The organism is Arthrobacter woluwensis, from assembly GCF_900105345.1.
Taxonomy (GTDB): Bacteria; Actinomycetota; Actinomycetes; order Actinomycetales; family Micrococcaceae; genus Arthrobacter_E; species Arthrobacter_E woluwensis.
The window spans coordinates 2,348,247-2,369,020 of record NZ_FNSN01000003.1 but is presented as its reverse complement, the minus strand read 5'-3'; the positions used below and the strand labels follow the sequence as shown (position 1 = coordinate 2,369,020).

Sequence of the window (20,774 nt, the reverse complement as noted above, 5' to 3'; positions counted from 1 at the left end):
GGTCCGGCTTTCTTCCCAGGGCGAGGGCGGATGGCGCGGGTGAGACGACCGGGGGTGACATCGGACCCCGATGCGGGTAGACAAGTGACATGACCTCCTTCGTCACTTCAGCCGATGGCACCCGGATCGCGTACGAAGCCCAGGGGAGCGGGCATCCGCTCCTCATCGTGGGTGGCGCCCTCAATGAGAGGAACTCTGCGGCGGGCTACGTCCCGCTCTTGGAGGACGCTTTCACCGTGGTCCGCTACGACCGCCGTGGCCGCGGCGAGTCGGGTGACACCCAGCCGTGGTCCACGGAACGCGAGATCGAGGATCTGAAGGCCGTCGCCGCGGAGTTCGACGGGCCGGTCTCCGTGTACGGGCACTCGTCGGGCGCCATCCTGACCCTCCTCGCCGTCGCGGACGGGCTTCCGGCGCGCCGCGTCGTCACCTATGAACCCCCGTTTCTGACCGAACAGACCACGGACTGGCGTGCCTTCGCGGAGCAGCAGCGCGAGGCGGCTGCTGCGGGCCGTCCCGGTGACGCGGTGGAGAACTTCATCCGGCACGTCGGCGCGCCCTGGGACCCGTCGATGCGGCAGATGCCGTTCTGGGCAGGGCTCGAGGCGCTGGGTCACACCGTCACCTACGATCTGCAGATCGTCGGCGACAGCTCGGTGCCGATCGAGGAGCTCGCCCGCGTCGAGGTGCCCGTGCTCTCGCTGTACGGCGGTGACAGCCCGCAGTGGGCCGAGACGTCGGCCGAGGCCGTGGCAGCCGCGGTCACCGACGGCAAGGCGCTGGCCATCCCGGGGCAGACGCACAATTCGGACCCGGCCGCGCTCGTGCCGCAGATGAGGGCGTTCCTGCTCGGCTGACCCGCGCGGAACCATCCTGTTTGCTGACGCATCGTCACCATCCCTGAGGAGGCCGATGCGTCACACTGGAAGGGATGGACTTCCTCCTCAATCTCCCGTTCCACGTGGCGTTCCCGGTGCTGTTCGTGATCGTCATGTGCCGCGCCAACGCCACGTACTGGATCGGGCGCGGCGCGGTCAACGGGCTGGAGAAGACCAGGCTCGCGCATCGCCTGAGCGGAGCCGAGGCGGGCACCGCCAAACGCTGGATCGCGAAGTGGGGGCCGGGCGCCGTCGTCGTCTCCTTCCTCACGATCGGCATCCAGACCGCGGTGAACTTCACCGCCGGCGCGGGGCGCATGCCCCTCAAGCGCTACCTTCCCGCCGTCACCCTGGGCTCGATCATCTGGGCCCTCCTGTACGCGACCGCCATCCTCGCGCTGATCGACACCTGGCTGGGTCTCATGGCGGGCTCGCCGTGGGCCTGGGTCGCAGCGGCACTCGTGGTCCTGGCCGTTGTAGCGTTGGTACTTGTACGACGACGGCGACGCAGCCTGCGCGCGGCCGTCACCCCGGTGGATGCCGACGTCAAGCCCTGACCGCCTCGGCGAGTCCACCTCCACGCGCTGGGCTCCAGCGAGGAAGGACGCGGTGTGAACCTGCCCGAACTGGCCGGAGGGGACTCCTACTACGTCCCGCTCGGCGACGGTCGATACCAGTCCACGATCCATGCGCAGGGCGCCTGGAATCCCCACGAGCAGCACATGGCCCCGGCCAGTGGGCTCATGGTCCACGAACTGGCGCAGCATGATCCCCGGCCCGAGCTGCGGATGGCCCGGCTCTCCTTTGAGATCCTCGGCCTCATCCCCGGTGGCGAGTTCTCCATCCGGTGCGAGACGATCCGGCCCGGCAAGACCATCGAGCTGGTCCAGGCCGAACTGCTCGCGCCCGACGCCAAGGGCGTGGAGCGCGTGGCGATCCGTGCGTCCGCCTGGCGCCTGATCATGACCGACACCTCGGCCATCGCCGCGGTCGAGGACGAACCGATGCCGCCGCTCGAGGAATGCGACCCGTTCGATGTCGCCTCGCTCTGGCCGGGCGGTTACATCGCCTCCCTCGACGTGCGGGTGGCACGCCACCACCGGCGCGGCAACGGCTGTGTCTGGGTCTCGACCCGGCACCCGCTCATCGAGGGCGAGGAGACGCCCGAGTGGATCCGTCTCATGGGGCTCGTGGACACCACCAACGGCATCGCGGCACGTGAGAAGCCCGGGCCCGGTGGCTATGCCTGGCCGAACACGGACCTCCAGATCCACCTGTACCGTCAACCCTCCGGCACGTGGCTCGGCCTGGACAACTCCGTGTCGTTCGGCACGGACGGGATCGGTCTGACGTCCACGGTCCTGCATGACCTCCACGGCCCGTTCGGCAGGGCCGAGCAGATCCTCACCATCCGGGCCGTGGGATGACCGGTCGGCACGCGGCCGCCGTCGCGCCGCTGACCGTCGCGCCCCTGACCGTGGTGCATCAGGAGCGCACCCTCGGGCCGGCCGAGGACCTGGACCTGGCACTCCGTCTGCTCCGTCGTGCCCAGGACGGGCTGATCGGACCCACCCTGCGGCTGTACCGGCCGGAGCCGACCGTCGCGTTCGGACAGCGGGACGCCAAGCTGCCCGGCTTCGACGCCGCGGCGCAGGCCTGCCGCGACCGGGGCTTCGAACCCCTGATCCGCAAAGCGGGCGGCCGTGCCGCCGCCTATCACCGTGGATGCCTCGTGGTCGACCACATCGAGCCGCGCGCGGATGCGATCGCCGGAGCGAAGGCGAGGTTCTCGCATTACGGGGAGCTGCTCGCCGAGTCCCTGCGGTCGCTGGGCGTGCTGGCCGCCGTCGGAGAGATCCCGGGGGAGTACTGCCCCGGGGAGTTCAGCGTGCACGGTGACGACCCGGTGTTCCCCTCGCACCAGGTCAAGCTCATCGGCACGGCGCAGCGCGTGGTCTCGGGCGCCTGGCTCTTCAGTTCGGTGATCGTGGTGGAGGACTCCGGTCCGCTGCGGGACGTCCTGACCGACTCGTATGCCGCGCTCGGCCTCGAGTGGAGTCCCGCGACGGCGGGGAGCGTCCAGGATCTGTCGCCGGATCTCCGGGTGGAGGACGTCATGGGCGCGGTCGTCGCCCGCTACTCCCAGGAGACGCCGCTGGCCCGCGCCACCCTGGAGAGCCTCCTCGGAGACTGAGGCCGGTCGCCCGGGGGCGGTCCGCAGGTGGCATGTCAAAGGCTCCTTTCAGGATCCCTCGAAATCGGCGAGGGTCCACGATAGGCTCAGGTCATGACGCAGTTGACCGGGGAATACACTGTCCAGAGCTTTGACGCCGCCACCCTTCCAGAAGACCAGACCTCCCGCTTCGCCGAGTGGTGCAAAGCCGTCAAGCTCGGGTTCCACGACTCGATGCCGGGCGACGATCTGATCGCCAAGATCCTGCGCAACGCCCGTCACGACAACCGGGTCCTCACCGGCGTGTACCAGGAGTCCACTCCGGAGTACGGACTGGCCGCCGAATCGCCCGTGGCGACTTTCGGAACCTTCACCAAGAACCTCAACGTGGGCCGCGGCCAGGAGATCCCGGCGCACCTCATCACGGCCGTCACCGTCCGGCCCACCCACCGCCGGAAGGGCCTGCTGACCCGGCTCATGACCGAGGACCTGCGCCGCGCGCAGGAGAACGGCCTGGCCATCGCGGCGCTGACCGCCTCCGAGGGCGGGATCTACGGCCGCTTCGGCTTCGGTGTCGCCACCTATGAACGGTCGCTCACCGTGGACGTCACCTCGCGCTTCCGGCTCCGTCAGGCGCCGGCCGGCCGGGTGGAACTGACCGATCCGCGCAATCTGCTGGAGCTCGCCGAGGGCATCTTCGACCGCTTCCACGCCGCGACGCCGGGTTCCATCGGCCGTGCCCGCTTCTACCCGATGCTCGCCTCGGGCTTCATGGACGAGAAGGGCGAGGAGAGCAAGGACCTGCGGGCCGCCCTGCATTACGACGCCGACGGCACCCCGGACGGCTACGTCTCCTACCGCTTCAAAGGCTGGAACACCGAGCCCTACACGATGACCGTCGTCGACTTCGTGGCGGCCACCCCGGAAGCCCATCTGGGGCTGTGGGCCTTCCTGGCGAGCCTTGATCTCGTGGAGCGCATCGAGGTGGAGTCCGCGCCGGCGCAGGACGCGCTCGAATGGGCACTCGAGGACCCCCGCTGCGTGGAGGCCAAGGAGCCGCGGGACATGCTGTGGCTCCGCCTGCTCGACGTGAAGACCGCGCTCGAGGCGAAGCGCTACCCGCTGGACGGCAGCCTCGTGCTCCGGGTCGAGGACCCTCTGGATCTCGTGGGCGGGACCTACCGCGTGGTGGTGGTCGGCGGGACAGCCACCGTGACGGAGGTCGAGGACGACGACGTGGACGACGCCACCGTGGAGCTCACCCTGGGCGTCGCGGAGCTGAGCTCGGTCTACCTCGGCGGAGTCCCTGCGGCGACGCTGGCGGAGGCCGGCCGGATCGAGGAGCACGTCCCGGGTGCGGTGGAGCGGCTGGGGCTCTTCCTGACCCCCGAGCGTCCGGTGCACTGTCACACGCACTTCTGAGCAGGACGACTCGTCCGAGACAGAGTCGTTTTACAGTGATTCGTCAGGATTCCCTGACTACACTGAGGCCGTGTATTCCCCGCGTCATCTCCGGGAAGGGCTCGGGGGCGGGCCTGCGGATCCCGGTCGTCGTGCCCTGTTCCTGGGCATTGCCGCCTCCCTCGGACTCGGCCTCGTGGCCTGCGACGCGGGGGACGCCCCCGAGACGTCGCCGCGCGGCGCGGCGGGCGCCACAGGCGGTGCGCTGCCCGTCGCGACGCCGGGCGCCGGCGTCGCGCCGCCGCAGCCCACTCCGCCCGTCGTGCCCGTGGTGAGCCGCCGGGAGGTCCTGGCCGAATTCGGACGCCGGACCCCTCGGCAATGGGGGCTGGACGTGACCGGCGTGGCGCTGGGCAGCCGCAGCCGCTCGGTCGCGCTGACGTTCGACGCGTGCGGCGGCCCGGGCGGTTCGGGTTTCGACCGGAAGCTCATCCGCTCGCTCCGCCGACACCAGGTCCCTGCCACCCTCTTCATCAATCTGCGCTGGGCCCGGAGGAATCCCGGACTCCTGCGGGAACTCGCCACGGATCCGTTGTTCGAGATCGCCAATCACGGCGTGCACCACAGCCCTCTCTCGGTCAACGGCCGCAGCGCCTATGGGATCCCGGGGACGGCCAATCTGGGTGAGGCGTACGACGAGGTCATGGGCAATCAGGAGGGCCTCTCCGCGCTGACCGGCCGCGCACCGCTCGCTTTCCGTCCGGGCACCGCTCACCATGACGAGGTCTCGGCCGCCATGGTGCGGCGCTGCGGCCTGCTGCCCGCCAATTTCTCCGTGAACGCCGACGGCGGCGCCACCTTCACGCCGCAGATGGTCGCCGGTCAGTTGGCGGAGGTGAAGGCCGGTGACGTCGTGATCTCGCACTTCAATCAGCCCAGGTCAGGCACGGGTGAGGGGTACGTGGCGGGCCTTCCCGGGATGCTGGGGCGGGGTCTTCACTTCGCACATCTGAGCACGGTGTTCGGGCTCGGGAAAGCGGCTTTGACCGGCGTTGCCGCGGGACGGTAAACTAGTAGGGCGTGCGTTACGCGTACGCGCGAATCAATCCAACACATCAGGATGGTCCTCGTGTCCGCGCCCTGAGCGTGGCGGATCTGCCTGACCGACTAACTATCCACATCGGAGCCCCTACTACATGACCATCACCTCTACCGAGAAGTCCGGTACCCCCGTCGTCGCAGTGAACGACATCGGGTCCGAAGAGGATTTCCTCGCCGCCGTCGACGCCACCATCAAGTACTTCAACGATGGCGATCTCGTCGAAGGCACTGTCGTCAAGGTCGACCGCGATGAGGTCCTTCTTGACATCGGATACAAGACCGAAGGTGTCATCCCCTCCCGCGAACTCTCCATCAAGCACGACGTCGACCCCGGTGACGTCGTCGCTGTTGGCGATGAGGTCGAAGCCCTCGTTCTCACCAAGGAGGACAAGGAAGGCCGCCTCATCCTCTCCAAGAAGCGCGCACAGTACGAGCGTGCCTGGGGCGACATCGAGAAGATCAAGGAAGAGGACGGTGTCGTCACCGGTACCGTCATCGAGGTGGTCAAGGGTGGTCTCATCCTGGACATCGGCCTCCGTGGCTTCCTCCCGGCATCCCTCGTGGAGATGCGTCGCGTCCGCGACCTGGCTCCGTACATCGGTCAGCAGATCGAAGCCAAGATCATCGAGCTCGACAAGAACCGCAACAACGTGGTCCTGTCCCGCCGTGCCTGGCTCGAGCAGACTCAGTCCGAGGTCCGCTCCACCTTCCTCAACAAGCTCGAGAAGGGCCAGGTCCGTACGGGCGTCGTGTCCTCCATCGTCAACTTCGGTGCCTTCGTGGACCTGGGTGGCGTCGACGGCCTCGTGCACGTCTCCGAACTGTCCTGGAAGCACATCGACCACCCGTCCGAGGTTGTCGAGGTCGGCCAGGAGGTCACCGTCGAGGTTCTGCTCGTCGAGCTGGACCGCGAGCGTGTCTCCCTGTCGCTGAAGGCCACCCAGGAAGATCCGTGGCAGACCTTCGCCCGCACTCACGCGCTGGGCCAGGTCGTTCCGGGTAAGGTCACCAAGCTGGTTCCGTTCGGTGCGTTCGTTCGCGTCGAAGACGGCATCGAGGGCCTGGTGCACATCTCCGAGCTGGCCGTCCGCCACGTGGACCTCGCCGAGCAGGTCGTGTCCGTGGGCGACGAGCTGTTCGTCAAGGTCATCGACATCGATCTCGAGCGTCGCCGCATCTCCCTCTCCCTCAAGCAGGCGAACGAGGGCGTGGATCCGGAAGGCACCGAGTTCGACCCGGCGCTGTACGGCATGGCCGCCGAGTACGACGAAGAGGGCAACTACAAGTACCCGGAGGGCTTCGACCCGGAGTCCAACGAGTGGCTTGAGGGCTACGAGACCCAGCGCGCCGCTTGGGAGCAGCAGTACGCTGACGCCCAGTCGCGTTGGGAGTCCCACAAGAAGCAGGTTGCTCAGCACCTGGCCGACGACGCTGCAGCCGCCACCACCGGCTCTGCAGACGCCGCACCGACCAGCTACTCCTCCGAGGCCCCGGCTGCCGAGTCCGGCACCCTGGCTTCCGACGAGGCTCTCGCCGCTCTGCGCGAGAAGCTGACCGGCAACTGATTGCCTCGTGAGCCGTTCACTCCGGTGAACTGATCACGTGAGGAAGGCCGCCACGGGAAACCGTGGCGGCCTTCCTTGTCTTAACCCCCGGATCTTGTCTTAAACCACGCATCGACTGCTCCACACGATGCGGAAATCCACCGAAATCACGGGATTCTCGCATCGTGTGGAGCAGTCGATGGAGAATAGGGGACATGATCCCTGACAGCTGGTTCCCTGCCACGCGGCCCGACGACGGCGAGACCGTCGGTTATCTGGACATGGTGGGGGAGGAGTTCCAGCCCTACGATCTCCTGGGGCGCCCGCACGGAGAGCCCGCCGAGTACACGGAGGCCGAGGAACGCCTGGCGGAGCTGGGGCTGTCCTACCTGGCCCGCCGATGGAGCTTCGAGGTGCAGGATCATCCGGAACCCATCGCCGTGGTGATCTCCGAACTGAACCGCGACGCCGTCGTCGTCCTCAGCGACGATGCGGACTACCATCGCGACTTCGGCACGCCGTTCAGCGTGCCGCTGCCGCTCGACGGGTCCGTGCTCTGGGAGAACCCGGACGGGTCGGGGCCGCGCTTCACCCAGAGCGTGCCGAACCGCTGAGCGGTCAGCGCACCGTGTTCAGTCCTCAGCGCCCGGTGCTCACCGCACGACGGCGGCCACCGCACTGACTTCGATGAGGGCTCCGGGCACACCCAGCCCCGCGACAAGAGCCGCTGTCACCAGGGGAGGGGCGCCCTCCCGGGCGAGCAGCGGAGCGATCGCGCCATACGCGGCGCGCAGATCGGCGTCGGCCTGAATCAGCACGGTCCACTGCACCACGTCGGCCAGCCCGGCGCCGGCCGCCTCCAGGGCGACCCGGGCATTCTCCACGGCGCGGAGCGACTGCTCCGCGGCATCGTCGGAGACGACGCGGCCGGTCTCGTCCACCCCGTTCTGGCCGCCGACGTAAAGGGTGGTCGCTCCGGGCGGAACGATGGCGACATGACTGAAGGCGGGGCTCTTCACGAGGCCCTCTGGCTGCAGGATGGTGATGTCCATGGCCACATCCTGTCACCTGGGGCCGGCAAAGGGGAGGCCCGGGACCCACCTCCAGGGAGAGGGGGTCCCGGGCCTGGTGCCGTCAGTGACCGACGGAGACCGTCACTGCACCGCCTTCAGGGCGTTCACGATGCCGTAACCGTAGTAGCTGTTCAGCTCCGTGGTGCCCGTGCAGGCCGGGCCGATATTGGCCTGCGGCGCCGAGCACGGCGTCGGGGTGGCATCGGCGCGGAGCTTCGCGACCATCTGAGCCGGGGTCAGCTCCGGATGAGCGGACTTCATGAGCGCCAGCACGCCGGCGACGTGCGGGGAGGCCATGGAAGTGCCGCTCTTGAGTCCGTACTTGCCCTTCGGGATGGTGGACAGGATGCTCGAACCGGGGGCGGCGACGTCGATCTCGCCGAGCCCACGGTTGGAGAAGTACGACAGCTGGCCGGTCTTCATGATCGACGACACCGTCACGACGCCGGGCAGCTGGGACGGGATGTCCTTGCAGCCCTGGTTGATGGTGCGCGGTGTCGGCGCCGGGGCGTCGTTGGGGCTGCCGTCATCCTGGGTGTTGAGGGTGAAATCGACGCTCGAGTTGCCGGCCGCGGCCGAGCTCACCACACCGCGCTTGACGGACCAGTTCACGGCACGCGCCACGGACTCGCGGACGGCGGCCTGATCGGGCTGGTCGTCACACCAGAACTCGAACGGGTCGATGTAGTAGCTGTTGTTGGTGACATCCATGCCGCGCTGCGCGGCCCACATGAACCCGCAGATGGCGTATTCGGGGTAGATGAATCCGGCGTCACTGACGACCTTGACGGCGGCCAGGCGCACATTCGGGGCGACGCCGACGATGCCCACGCCGTTGCGGGCGGCCGCGATCGTGCCGGCCACGTGGGTCCCGTGGTCGGACGTGGTCGGGTACCAGCCGCCGGGCGTCTGATCGGGGCGTCCGCCGGCGGTGCAGTTCACCGAGTCCGGGACGGAGATGTTGGCGGCGAGGTCCGGATGCGTGGGATCGATGCCGGAATCCAGCACGCCCACCAGCACCTTGCGGCTGCCGTCGGTGACCTTGTTCGCCTGATCGGCCTTGATCTGGGTCATGTCCCACTGCTGGGATTCCATGGCATCTGCCGGACCTGCCGGGACCAGGGTGGTGGGCTCGTCGCCATTGACGGGCTTGTTCTTCCCCTTGTTCCACCCGGAGGCACCCGGGCCCCACGGCACCTGCGGGCCGGTGACCTTGTCGGTCACCTCGGCGGTCCGGGTCGCGCCGACCGACTGGACGGCGTTCTTGCCGGCCGCTTTGACGCGGTCGCGGAAGGCGGAACGGTCGGACTGGGCGATCACGACGCCGATCTCGGGCCAGCTCTGGACGACGACGCCACCCGCGGCCGTGACGGCCTGCTCGACCTTGCGGGTCTGCCCGGGGTTGGCCTGCCCCGCGTTGACCACGTAGCTCATGACGGTTCCGTCCGGCGGGTTCACCGGGACGGGTGTGGACGCTTCGGTCACGGAGGCCTGGGCGGAGACCCCGGAGCCGAGCAGAACCAGGCCGAGCGACGCGACGGCGCAGGCGACGGGACGCAACGGTCGGCGGAAAGTGTGCAACCTCATGGGTGAGGGTCCTCTCGATGAGTGGAGGCCGGACGTGCCGGCTGCAGGCGAGTGCCTTCCCTCGTTTCTAGTCGGCGTTCCCAGGGTTTTCAATGGCTATTGAAAGATCCATTTCAGAAAAGTCCGGTATGGGTCGCCGATCATCCCGTTAGATCGACCCATTCGGCGCCGCCGGGATGGGCTTCATAAGCGCCCGCACTGAGGGAGAGGACGGTCCGCTGCACGCGCTCCAGCGAGGCCGCGTCATCCTCGAAGGCGACCCTCAGGACGGCGTTCCCCGCTCCGTACTCCGTGCCGACGACGTGGAGGCCGGCGGACCGGATCTCGTTTTCGAGCTTGCCGGCGTCGGCGAAGCCCACCGGCACGTCCGCCAGGCGCAGGCGCTGACGGCTCACCCACGGCGCGCGGTCGGCGGCCTGGGACACGGAGTCCGAGTAGGCGCGCACCAGTCCGCCGGCGCCCAGCAGGATGCCGCCGAAGTACCGCACGACGACGGCGCAGACGTCGCTCAGATCGGCCACTCCGTTCGCGGTCTCCCGGCGGTTCAGAGCCTCCAGCATCGGGAGGCCCGCCGTGCCGGACGGTTCTCCGTCGTCACTCGAGCGCTGCGTCATGCGGTCGGGTCCGAGGATGAAGGCGCTGCAATGGTGCCGCGCGTCGTGGAATTCACGGCGGAGCTCGGCGATCAGCGCACGGGCCCCGTCCTCGCCCTCCACGCGGCGGAGCACCGTGATGAACCGCGACCGCTTGATCTCGAGCTCATGGCGGAAGTCCGGACCGGCGGCGAGCGTCGTGTACCGCGTCGCGCGGCTGTCTTCGGCTTCAGGCACCAGTCCATCGTAGTCGGGCACCGCGCTGCGAGGCCGGGCTTCGCCGGTCTGTGCCGGTTGTGCCGGGCTTCGTCGGTCGCGCCGGGTTGCGCCGGTCTGTGCCGGTCTGCGCCAGGTTGCGCGGGGCTGCGCCGGGTTGCGCCCGTTGCGTCGGTCCTCGCCGGTGATCCTGGACGCAGCCGCTAGGGTGGAGCTGTGCTGAGAATCGGGTTGACCGGCGGGATCGCCTCAGGGAAATCGGTCGTGACGGCGCGGCTCGCCGAGCTGGGGGCCGTGGTGGTCGACGCCGACGCGCTGGCCCGCGAGGTCGTGGAGCCGGGCACGCCGGGACTGGCCGCGATCCGGGACGCGTTCGGCGACGGCGTGATCCGGCCGGACGGCTCCCTCGACCGGCCGGCCCTCGGCGCGATCGTCTTCGCCGACGAGGGCAGGCGCCGGACGCTGAACGGCATCGTCCACCCCCTCGTCCGGAGTGCCGCGGCAGCCATCGTGGCAGCGGCGCCGGCGGACGCCGTCGTCGTGCAGGACATCCCTCTCCTGGTGGAGACCGGGCAGCAGCATGATTTCGATCTGGTCGTCGTGGTGGACGCTCCCGATGACGTCCGCGTGGCACGCATGGTCGAGCTCCGCGGCATGTCCGAGGACGAGGCGCGCGCCCGTATCGCCGCTCAGGCCGGACGGGAGGAACGCAACGCCGCCGCTGACGTCATCCTGGAGAACACGGGGAGTCTGGCGGAGCTGCTGGAACAGGTCGATGCGCTCTGGGAGAACGTGGCCCGTAAAGTGTCGTAGGCGAGTAGTACATTTGTTCTATGAGCCTCGCCCAGGAGATCAACCGCGTCGTGGCGCCTTTCGAGGTCGTCAGTGAATACCAGCCCGCCGGGGACCAGCCCACCGCCATTGCGGAGCTGACGGAACGCATCACCAATGGTGAGAAGGACATCGTGCTGCTCGGCGCCACCGGCACCGGCAAGAGCGCGACCACCGCCTGGCTGATCGAACAGGTTCAGCGGCCCACGCTCGTCCTGGTGCAGAACAAGACGCTGGCCGCGCAGCTCGCCAACGAGTTCCGTGAACTGCTGCCGAACAACGCCGTCGAGTACTTCGTGTCGTACTACGACTACTACCAGCCCGAGGCCTACGTCCCGCAGACGGACACCTTCATCGAAAAGGACTCCTCCATCAACGAGGAGGTGGAGCGGCTCCGCCACTCCGCCACGAACGCGCTGCTGACTCGCCGCGACGTGGTCGTGGTGGCGACGGTGTCCTGCATCTACGGTCTGGGCACGCCGGAGGAGTACATCGCCGGCATGGTCACCCTGCGCAAGGGCATGCAGATCAACCGGGACGATCTGCTCCGGCGCTTCGTCGCCATGCAGTACGCCCGCAATGACATCGATTTCCATCGCGGAACCTTCCGGGTGCGCGGCGACACCGTCGAGATCATCCCCATGTATGAAGAGCTCGCCCTGCGGATCGAGTTCTTCGGCGATGAGGTGGAGAACATCTACACCCTGCATCCCGTGACCGGCGAGATCGTCCGCGAAGAGAACGAGATGTACGTCTTCCCGGCGTCGCACTACGTGGCAGGTCCGGAGCGGATGTCCCGCGCCATCAAGACGATCGAGGACGAGCTCGCCTCGCGGCTGTCCACCTTCGAAGCGCAGAACAAGCTCGTGGAGGCTCAGCGTCTGCGCATGCGCACCACGTACGACCTCGAGATGATGCAGCAGATGGGTTTCTGCAACGGCATCGAGAACTACTCCCGTCACATCGACGGCCGCGAGGCGGGTTCGGCCCCGCACTGTCTCCTGGACTACTTTCCGGACGACTTCTTGCTTGTGATCGATGAATCCCACGTCACGGTCCCGCAGATCGGCGCCATGTACGAAGGCGACGCGAGCCGGAAGCGGACTCTGGTGGAGCACGGCTTCCGTCTGCCGTCGGCGATGGACAACCGGCCTCTGAAGTGGGACGAGTTCCTGGAACGCGTCGGGCAGACCGTCTACCTCTCCGCCACCCCGGGCAAGTACGAACTCGGCAAGTCCGACGGCGTGGTGCAGCAGATCATCCGTCCGACCGGTCTGGTGGACCCCGAGATCGTGGTGAAGCCCACCAAGGGCCAGATCGACGATCTCCTGGGGGAGATCCGCACGCGCGTGGAGAAGGACGAGCGTGTCCTGGTGACCACGCTGACGAAGCGCATGGCCGAGGATCTCACCGAGTATCTGCTCAGCCACGGGGTGAAGGTCCAGTACCTCCACTCGGATGTGGACACGCTGCGCCGTGTGGAGCTGCTGCGGGAGCTGCGTCTGGGAACGTTCGACGTGCTCGTCGGCATCAACCTGCTCCGTGAGGGCCTCGACCTCCCCGAGGTCTCCCTGGTCGCGATCCTGGATGCGGACAAGGAAGGTTTCCTGCGCTCGTCGACGTCGCTCATCCAGACCATCGGCCGTGCGGCCCGTAACGTCTCGGGTCAGGTCCACATGTACGCGGACCGGATCACGGATTCGATGGCCCTGGCCATCGAGGAGACCAACCGGCGCCGTGAGATCCAGGTCGCGTACAACAAGGAGCACGGCGTCGACCCGCAGCCTCTGCGGAAGAAGATCGCGGACATCACGGATCAGCTGGCGCGTGAGGATGCGGACACCCAGGAGCTGCTGGCCGGCGCCAAGCGCAACGGCAAGGGTTCCAAGGCGGCCGCGGAGAAGGCGAGTGCCACGGTGCGGAGGGACGGCCTGGCGGCCGCGCCCGCCACCGAGCTGGTGGGCCTGATCGAGCAGATGACCGAGCAGATGCACGCGGCCGCGGCCGAGCTGCAGTTCGAGCTTGCTGCCCGGCTCCGTGACGAGGTGGGCGAGCTGAAGAAGGAACTGCGGCAGATGCAGGCGGCGGGTCACGCGTAGGCGGATCCGGTGAGGCAGGGGATGTCGGGAGGGACCTGGAGGGCTGGCCGTGAAGAGGCTGTCCCGCCGGGGCCGCCCCGTGGGATAGAATGATTCCCGAGTAGGGGAGTATCCCGTGTGCTCAGTCCGTCAACACGTGAGGCAATGGCGCTTCGCCGGGCTGGGCAGGTCCTGTTCGTCAGGCCCGGAGAGACTTATGGCAATGGTCCATACCCTCTGAAAGGTCTCCCGTGCCTGAACTTCCCCTCTGGTTTGAGGTCGGATCCTTCGTGGTCCTCGGCATCGTCCTCCTCGTCGATCTCCTGATGGTCCTCAAGCGGCCCCACGAACCCTCCATGAAGGAGGCCGGCCTCTGGGTCGGCTTCTACGTCACGCTCGCCCTGGTGTTCGCCGGACTGATGTTCGCGTTCACCGGCGCCGAGTACGGCAGTCAATTCGTGGCCGGCTGGGTCACCGAATACAGCCTGAGCATCGACAACCTGTTCGTCTTCATCATCATCATGGCGCGCTTCTCGGTGCCCCGGAAGTACCAGCAGGAAGCCCTCATGGTGGGCATCATCATCGCGCTCGTCCTGCGTGGCATCTTCATCCTGCTGGGCGCCGTGATCATCGAGCAGTTCTCCTGGGTGTTCTACATCTTCGGCGCCTTCCTCCTCTGGACCGCCTACAACCAGGCCAAGGACGACAGTGAGGATGATGAGGACGGCGGCGACAACCGCCTCGTCCGCTGGTTCTCCAAGATCCTCCCGATGCACAACGAGTTCAACGGCGGCAAGGCCACCGTCAAGATCAACGGCAAGCGTCTCTTCACCCCGATGCTCCTGGTCTTCCTGACCCTCGGCATGACCGACTTGATCTTCGCCCTGGACTCCATCCCCGCGATCTTCGGCCTGACGAAGAGCCCGTTCATCGTGTTCACGGCCAACATCTTCGCGCTCATGGGCCTGCGTCAGCTGTACTTCCTGCTGGGCGGTCTCATGGAGCGGCTCATCTACCTCAAGCACGCGTTGTCGATCATCCTGGCCTTCATCGGCTTCAAGCTGATCTTCCACGCCATGCACGAGAACGAACTGCCGTTCATCAACGGTGGCCAGCACATCGAGTGGGCCCCGGACATCCCCACGTCGTTCTCGTTGATCTTCATCCTCGGCACCATCGTCCTGGCCGTGGTCGCCAGCCTGGCGGTCTCGAAGAAGCGCGAAGGCCGCGAGGCGACCGAGCACCAGATCAGCCGCACGGCCGAGCGCGTGGCGCACCAGCAGGAGGTCGTGGCCCGTCGCGAAGCCGAAGCGCAGGCACAGGCGCAGGCTGAGGCAGCTGAGTCGGTGGAGCCCGGCAAGACGCCTGAGCAGCGCTGACAAGGCTTCTGAGCGACAGCGCGCGTGAACTCCGGAGCGCCTGAAGCACTGAGCGCCTGAAGCATTGAGTGCCTAAAGCACAGAACACCTGAACGACGACGCCGGGCGGCAGCGAGAGCTGCCGCCCGGCGTCGTCGTGTCCAGGGGAGAGGGTGTCAGGCTTCCGGGAAGTCCCCGCCCCGCGCCATGGCGAGGAGGCGGCGGAAGATGGCCTCGCCGTCGTCGGCGATCCCGTCATGGTGGAAGTCCGGGGTGACCCAGGTCTGCAGCCCGCGGACTGACGAGGCGGTTTCGAGGGAGAGGTCCCGGTCCACGAAGACGTCATCCGCGTAGACGGCAGCCGCCACGGGGACCGTGTTGGTGGCGAGCACGTCCAGATCGAAGACGCGCGGCCAGTCCTGTTTGGCGGCCAGGAGCTCCGCGACATCGGTCAGGGGCCGCAGGGTCGGATCCTGCTCGAACAGCCACGGCTGGATCATCTCGCCCGTGAGCAGGACGTCCTCAGCCTCGGGGGAGAACTGCGGGAACTCCTGCAGCACCCGCCAGGAGGACCAGTCCGTCGCCGCCTCCTGCGCGTAGATCGACTCGTGGATCACTGCGTACAGCGGGTTCGGGGCGAAGTCCAGGTAGGCCGGCAGCTGGGCCAGGAACCACTGGGAGAGCCGTTCCCCCTCGGGGGTCTGAATGAAGGCCTTCTCCAGGAGGTAGTGCAGGGAATCGACCCGGGTGTTGCCGCCCAGGTACATGCCGAGCATCTGGAAGCGCTCCACGGTGAGCCGGTCACCGCGAGGCAGGAACTCCGGGACCTCGCGGAGATGCGCGGCGATCCTGTTCACCAGGGCGCGGTCCTCGGGGTACCAGCCGAAGTACTCACGGTTCCGGGCCTCCATCCGGGAGTAGGTCGCGCGGTAGACCCGGTCCGGTGAACCCTGCAGCGGTGCGAGGCCGCCGGTGATGAGCACCTCGCGGAGCGCCGCCGGAGCGAGCGAGAGGTACGCCAGGGAGCACCAGCCGCCGAAGCTCTGGCCGAAGATGCTCCAGCGCTCGACGCCGAGCGCCCCACGGATCGCCTCGGCGTCCGCCACGATGGAGTCATGGCGGAAATGGGTCAGGTACTCCGCCTGAGCCGCCGCATCACCGCGGGCGGCGAGCGTTGACGCCTCCACCGGAGAGGAGAGGCCTGTGCCGCGCTGGTCCAGCATGAGGACGCGGAAGTGCTCGGTGGCCGCCTTCGCCCAGCCGCTCAGGGCCGTCCAGCGGTTGCCCGGGAAGCCGGGACCACCCTGGAAGAAGAGCAGCCAGGGAAGGCCGTCCCGCTGCTCATCCTTCAGACCGGACGGACCGTACTCGCGGGCGAAGACCTCCAGGGTCTCGCCCTCGAGCTCGGCCGGCCGCAGCGGCACGGTGAAGAAGTGGTCCGCCGTGCGGACACCGCGGAATTCGTGGACAGCCCCTTCACGGTGATCGGCGACGGGTGTCATGCGGTCACCGCCGGCGCGCCCTCACCGGTCCCGACGGCCTGCAGCGCGTCACCGCTGAGGCGGAAGGTCGACCAGCCGTCCATGGGCACGGCGCCCAGCGAACGGTAGAAGCGGATGGACGGCTCGTTCCAGTCCAGCACGCTCCACTCCACCCGCGCGTAGCCGCGGTCCACGGCGAGCGAGGCCAGGTGGGTCAGGAGGGCCTTGCCGTGGCCCTCACCGCGGGCCTCCGGCTTCACGTAAAGGTCCTCCAGGTAGATGCCGTGGACGCCCTCCCACGTGGAGTAGTTCAGGAACCAGAGCGCGAAACCGCGGGTCCGGCCGAGGTCGTCCTCCGCGATGGCGGCATAGATGGCGGGGTGGCCGTCGAAGAGGTGCTTCTCCAGCTCCTCCGGCGTATTGCGGACGGCGTCCGGTTCCTTCTCGTAAACGGCCAGGTCCACGATCATCTGGTGGATGTCGCGGACGTCTGCACGGGTGGCTTCTCTGATGCGGCTCATGGATTTCAGCTTAGCCGGGCCGCCGGACCGCTCAGAGCCGGTTCACGTCCACGACCTTGATCACGGCGCTGCCGGCTTCATCCGAGGCCGCCAGGTCCACGACCGCGGAGATGCCCCAGTCATGATTGCCCGCAGGGTCGGCGAAGATCTGGCGGACGTCCCAGCGATCCCGGTGCTCGGTGATGAGGAGCAGTTGTGGGCCGCGGGCATCGGCGCCCGTGCTGATGTCGTCGTGCTCGTCGAAGTAGTCGTCCAGGGCGTCCTCCCAGCGGTCGGAGTGCCAGCCGGCGTCGCCGTCGAGCTCAGCCAGGGCGTGCGAGTCCTCGTCCGCGAACATTTCCACGCGCCGGAACATCTCATTGCGGACCATGACCCGGAACGCGCGCACATTGTCGGTCAGACGGGGCGGCGCGGGCGGCAGGAGCGGATCCTCGGTGTGATCGTGGGGGTTGCTCAGTTCCTCCCACTCGTCCAGGAGGCTCGAGTCGACCTGTCGCACGAGCTCGCCGAGCCAGGCGATGAGGTCTTCGAGATCCTCCCGCAAGGCGTCGGCGGGGACCGTCTGGCGCAGGGCCTTGATGGCGTCACTGAGGTACCGCAGCACGATGCCCTCGCTGCGTGCGAGACCGTAGTACTGCACGAACTCGCCGAAACTCATGGCTCGTTCGTACATGTCGCGGACCACCGACTTCGGAGTCAGCTCGAAGTCCCCGACCCAGGGGGCCGCGCGCCGGTACGTGTCGAACGCCTCGAGCAGCAGCTCCGCCAGGGGCTGGGGGTAGCTGACCTCCTCAAGGGCCTTCATCCGCTGGTCGTACTCCAGTCCCTCGGCCTTCATGGCGGCGACGGCGTCCGTCTTCGCCTTCTTCAACTGGGCGGCGAGGATCTGACGGGGCTTGTCGAGCGTGGACTCGATGACCGAGACGACGTCCAGGGCGTACGACGGCGACTCCGGGTCCAGGAGGTCCAGCGCGGCCAGCGCGAAGGGGGAGAGCGGCTGGTTGAGGGCGAAGTTGTCCTGCAGGTGGACCGTGAGCCGGACCGAACGTCCGTCCGGTCCGCGTTCGGCCTCGGGGATCCGCTCGACGACGTCCGCGGCGAGCAGTTCGCGGTAGATGCCGAGCGACTTCCGCATGAGCTCCAACTGCCGGCCGCGAGGCTCGTGGTTCGCCTCCAGCAGGTGCCGCGTGGCCGCGAACGGGTCGCCCGGACGTTCCAGCAGGTTGAGCAGCATCGCATGGGTGATGGTGAAACTGGAGGAGAGCGGCTCCGGGACGGAAGCGACCAGGCGCTGGAAGGTCGGCTCGCCCCAGGAGACGAACCCCTCCGGCGGCTTCTTCTTGACCACCTGGCGGAGCTTCTTCTGATCTTCGCCGAACTTCGCCACGGCTTTGGCCATCGCCTTGGCGTTCTCGATCGTGTGCTCCGGCGCCTGAACCACCACCGTCCCGGCGGTGTCGAAGCCGGCACGACCCGCACGGCCCGCGATCTGGTGGAACTCGCGCGCGTTGAGCAGGCGGGTGCGCACGCCGTCGAACTTGCTGAGCGCCGTGAGCACCACGGTGCGGATGGGCACATTGATGCCGACGCCGAGCGTGTCCGTGCCGCAGATGACCTTCAGCAGACCCGCCTGGGCGAGCTGCTCCACCAGGCGGCGGTACTTGGGCAGCATTCCGGCGTGGTGCACGCCGATCCCGTGCCGGACCAGCCGGTTCAAGGTCTTGCCGAAGCCCGCGGAGAACCGGAATCCCGCGATGAGCTCGGCGATCTTGTCCTTCTCCTCGCGCGTGCACATGTTGACGCTCATGAGGCTCTGCGCGCGCTCGATGGCCTCCAGCTGGCTGAAGTGCACCACGTAGACGGGGACCTGACGGGTCTCCAGCAGCTCTTCCAGGGTTTCGGCCATGGGTTTCATGCCGTAGTAGAAGTGCAGCGGGATGGGCCGCTCGGCGGAGCTCACGGTCACCGAGGCGCGCCCGGTGAGGTCGGTGAGTCCCTTCTCGAAGCGCGTGACGTCGCCGAGCGTCGCGGACATGAGGAGGAACTGCGCCTGGGGCAGCTCCAGGAGAGGGACCTGCCAGGCCCAGCCGCGCTGAGGGTCCGAGTAGAAGTGGAACTCGTCCATGATCACGGCGCCGAGCTCGGCTTCTGAGCCTTCGCGGAGCGCGACGTTGGCCAGGATCTCGGCGGTGCAGCAGATGATGGGCGCGTCGGCATTCACGGAGGAGTCGCCCGTGACCATGCCGACGTTCTCCGCGCCGAAGATGTCGCAGAGCGCGAAGAACTTCTCGGAGACCAGGGCCTTGATCGGGGCGGTGTAGTAGCTGCGTTCACCGCGGGACATCGCGTAGAAGTGCGCGGCGATGGCGACCATCGACTTGCCGGACCCGGTGGGGGTGGCGAGGATGACGTTCGCGCCGCCCGCCAGCTCCAGGGCCGCCTCGTCCTGCGCGGGGTAGAGGGACAGCCCCCGCGACTCGACCCACTCGACGAAAGCCGTGTACGCGTCGTCATCGGTCAGGCGGCCGGTGGAGGGGAGACTGTCAAGGAGCTTCACCGTCCCAGCCTAGCGGGCGAGGGGCCCCGCCCGACGCGGAGCGAGGGTGGGGAGCCTCCTCGTCGTTGTGTGCTCAGTTGTTGCGGGTGTCGTGCGCCCACACCCGCAACAACTGAGCACACAACGGGTGGGGTACTCTCGCACTGAGAGTTGCCTCACGCCGGTCCGGCGTGCTCTTCGGCGAAGGAGAAGCGATGCACCCGAGCGTGGAATGGGACCCCGCGACGTACGTGAAATTCGGCGACTACCGGGACCGGCCCTTCTTCGATCTCACGCAGAGAATCCACGCCGAGTCGCCTCGCCTCGTGGTCGACCTCGGGTGCGGCCCCGGCAATCTGACGGCGACGCTCGCCGCACGCTGGCCGGAGGCCCAGGTGGTCGGGGTGGATTCCTCTCAGGCGATGCTCGACCGGGCCGCCGTCCACGCTGGACGGTTCCCCAACCTCCGCTTCGAGCTCGGGGACATCGCGAGCTGGATGCCCGGCGACGCCGACGTCGTCGTCTCGAATGCGGCGCTGCAGTGGGTGCCCGGGCACGAGCGGCTGCTTCCCTCCTGGCTGGACGCCATGGCGGAGGGATCGTGGTTCGCGTTCCAGGTGCCGGGCAACTTCGGGGCGCCGTCCCATGTGCTCATGCGCGAACTGGCCGACTCGCCGGCCTGGGCCGTGAAGCTCGCCGGGGTGCTGCGGCATCGCGACGCGGTGCTGGAACCGGCCGACTATCTGAGGATCGCGCTCGACGCCGGCTGGCAGGCCGACGCCTGGGAGACCAGCTACCAGCAGCTCCTGCAGGGTCCAGACCCGGTGCTCGAGTGGGTGCGCGGCACCGGTCTGCGCCCCGTCCTGAGCGCCCTCGACGCCTCCGACGCCGAAGCGTTCGAGCGGGACTACGCGGTGATGCTCAACGAGGCGTACCCGGCCACTCCAAACGGAACGGTGTTCCCGTTCCGGCGCCTGTTCACCGTGGCGCGCAAGTCTCCGGCCGGGACTGTTGACGGGGTGGACGCATGAGCGCGTTTCCCGGCTCCTGGCGTCCGCGGGCCGACAGCTCCGTGCCCCTCTTCGAGCAGCTCCGCCTGAGAATCGTCCATCTGGTGGACGACGGCGGCCTGCCGCCCGGCCAGCGGCTGCCCGCCGTGCGGGCGCTGGCCACGGAACTCGACGTCGCGCCGCACACCGTGGCGCGCGCGTACAAGGAGCTGGAAGCCGCGTCCATCGTGGAGACGAGAGGCCGCAACGGCACCGTCGTCCTGCCTCGGGACGACCGTCAGAAGAGCCTGGGCGACGCCGCCTCGGCCTATGCCGAGGCGGCCCGCACGAGTGGCGTCAGTCTGGCCGAAGCCGTGCGGCTCCTGACGGCCGCTTACCGCGACCAGGCCTGAT

Annotated in this window: 19 protein-coding genes; 13 read left to right on the top strand and 6 right to left on the bottom strand. The window is 68.0% G+C overall.

Annotated features, from left to right (window positions below; all coding sequences use genetic code 11):
• Positions 1-89: 89 nt before the first annotated feature.
• From BLV63_RS11495 to BLV63_RS11460, 8 genes are all read left to right on the top strand, one after another.
• A complete protein-coding gene (locus BLV63_RS11495) occupies positions 90-857 on the top strand; it encodes an alpha/beta fold hydrolase (protein WP_066212883.1) in 768 nt (255 codons plus the stop codon).
• Between the two features lie 74 nt (positions 858-931).
• Positions 932-1,435, top strand: coding sequence for a DedA family protein (locus tag BLV63_RS11490; RefSeq protein ID WP_066212881.1), 504 nt, complete (start codon positions 932-934; stop codon positions 1,433-1,435).
• Between the two features lie 54 nt (positions 1,436-1,489).
• Complete coding sequence (locus BLV63_RS11485) at positions 1,490-2,305, top strand: thioesterase family protein (protein WP_066212879.1); 816 nt, start codon at positions 1,490-1,492, stop codon at positions 2,303-2,305.
• Positions 2,302-3,072, top strand: coding sequence for a lipoate--protein ligase family protein (locus BLV63_RS11480; RefSeq protein WP_066212877.1), 771 nt, complete (start codon positions 2,302-2,304; stop codon positions 3,070-3,072). The genes BLV63_RS11485 and BLV63_RS11480 overlap by 4 nt, the downstream gene beginning before the upstream one ends.
• Before the next feature lie 93 nt (positions 3,073-3,165).
• On the top strand, positions 3,166-4,473 hold the full coding sequence (locus tag BLV63_RS11475; protein ID WP_066212872.1) for a GNAT family N-acetyltransferase: 1,308 nt from the start codon (positions 3,166-3,168) through the stop codon (positions 4,471-4,473).
• A 70-nt stretch (positions 4,474-4,543) separates the two neighbouring features.
• The gene (locus BLV63_RS11470; protein WP_066212870.1) at positions 4,544-5,521 is read left to right on the top strand and encodes a polysaccharide deacetylase family protein; all 978 of its coding nucleotides are present in this window, start codon (positions 4,544-4,546) and stop codon (positions 5,519-5,521) included.
• Positions 5,522-5,648: 127 nt separating this feature from the next.
• Positions 5,649-7,118, top strand: coding sequence for a 30S ribosomal protein S1 (gene rpsA, locus BLV63_RS11465; protein ID WP_066212868.1), 1,470 nt, complete (start codon positions 5,649-5,651; stop codon positions 7,116-7,118).
• 194 nt (positions 7,119-7,312) lie between these two features.
• Entirely contained in the window at positions 7,313-7,711 is a 399-nt protein-coding gene (locus BLV63_RS11460) for a hypothetical protein (protein WP_066212866.1), read from the top strand.
• Positions 7,712-7,750: 39 nt separating this feature from the next.
• On the opposite strand, the gene BLV63_RS11455 is transcribed toward BLV63_RS11460, so the two are convergent.
• From BLV63_RS11455 to BLV63_RS11445, 3 genes are all read right to left on the bottom strand, one after another.
• The gene (locus BLV63_RS11455) at positions 7,751-8,149 is read right to left on the bottom strand and encodes a RidA family protein (protein WP_066212861.1); all 399 of its coding nucleotides are present in this window, start codon (positions 8,147-8,149) and stop codon (positions 7,751-7,753) included.
• Positions 8,150-8,251: 102 nt separating this feature from the next.
• Positions 8,252-9,757: a S8 family peptidase gene (locus BLV63_RS11450; RefSeq protein WP_066212858.1), complete on the bottom strand. Its 1,506-nt coding sequence runs from the start codon at positions 9,755-9,757 to the stop codon at positions 8,252-8,254.
• 140 nt (positions 9,758-9,897) lie between these two features.
• The gene (locus BLV63_RS11445) at positions 9,898-10,590 is read right to left on the bottom strand and encodes an IMPACT family protein (protein ID WP_066213141.1); all 693 of its coding nucleotides are present in this window, start codon (positions 10,588-10,590) and stop codon (positions 9,898-9,900) included.
• A gap of 192 nt (positions 10,591-10,782) precedes the next feature.
• Here BLV63_RS11445 and coaE point away from each other — a divergent pair, with 192 nt between their 5' ends.
• The 3 genes from coaE (at position 10,783) to BLV63_RS11430 (ending at position 14,854) form a co-directional block, all read left to right on the top strand.
• Positions 10,783-11,379 (top strand): dephospho-CoA kinase, encoded by a 597-nt coding sequence (gene coaE / locus BLV63_RS11440; RefSeq protein ID WP_066212855.1) that lies wholly within the window; start codon positions 10,783-10,785, stop codon positions 11,377-11,379.
• Between the two features lie 20 nt (positions 11,380-11,399).
• Entirely contained in the window at positions 11,400-13,496 is a 2,097-nt protein-coding gene (gene uvrB / locus BLV63_RS11435) for an excinuclease ABC subunit UvrB (protein WP_066212852.1), read from the top strand.
• A 230-nt stretch (positions 13,497-13,726) separates the two neighbouring features.
• Complete coding sequence (locus BLV63_RS11430; protein WP_082724079.1) at positions 13,727-14,854, top strand: TerC family protein; 1,128 nt, start codon at positions 13,727-13,729, stop codon at positions 14,852-14,854.
• A 155-nt stretch (positions 14,855-15,009) separates the two neighbouring features.
• Here BLV63_RS11430 and BLV63_RS11425 read toward each other — a convergent pair whose 3' ends face one another.
• The 3 genes from BLV63_RS11425 to BLV63_RS11415 are packed head-to-tail and all read right to left on the bottom strand — an operon-like array spanning position 15,010 to position 19,392.
• The gene (locus tag BLV63_RS11425) at positions 15,010-16,335 is read right to left on the bottom strand and encodes an alpha/beta fold hydrolase (RefSeq protein WP_066212849.1); all 1,326 of its coding nucleotides are present in this window, start codon (positions 16,333-16,335) and stop codon (positions 15,010-15,012) included.
• A complete protein-coding gene (locus tag BLV63_RS11420) occupies positions 16,332-16,835 on the bottom strand; it encodes a GNAT family N-acetyltransferase (RefSeq protein ID WP_066212846.1) in 504 nt (167 codons plus the stop codon). The genes BLV63_RS11425 and BLV63_RS11420 overlap by 4 nt, the downstream gene beginning before the upstream one ends.
• Before the next feature lie 31 nt (positions 16,836-16,866).
• On the bottom strand, positions 16,867-19,392 hold the full coding sequence (locus tag BLV63_RS11415) for a DEAD/DEAH box helicase (protein ID WP_066212843.1): 2,526 nt from the start codon (positions 19,390-19,392) through the stop codon (positions 16,867-16,869).
• Between the two features lie 194 nt (positions 19,393-19,586).
• On the opposite strand from BLV63_RS11415, the gene BLV63_RS11410 reads away from it, so the two are divergent.
• Positions 19,587-20,402: a trans-aconitate 2-methyltransferase gene (locus BLV63_RS11410; RefSeq protein ID WP_139244678.1), complete on the top strand. Its 816-nt coding sequence runs from the start codon at positions 19,587-19,589 to the stop codon at positions 20,400-20,402.
• Positions 20,399-20,773 carry a GntR family transcriptional regulator gene (locus BLV63_RS11405; RefSeq protein ID WP_066212841.1) on the top strand — a complete coding sequence of 125 codons (375 nt, stop codon included), beginning with the start codon at positions 20,399-20,401 and terminating at the stop codon, positions 20,771-20,773. The genes BLV63_RS11410 and BLV63_RS11405 overlap by 4 nt, the downstream gene beginning before the upstream one ends.
• Position 20,774: the final 1 nt, after the last annotated feature.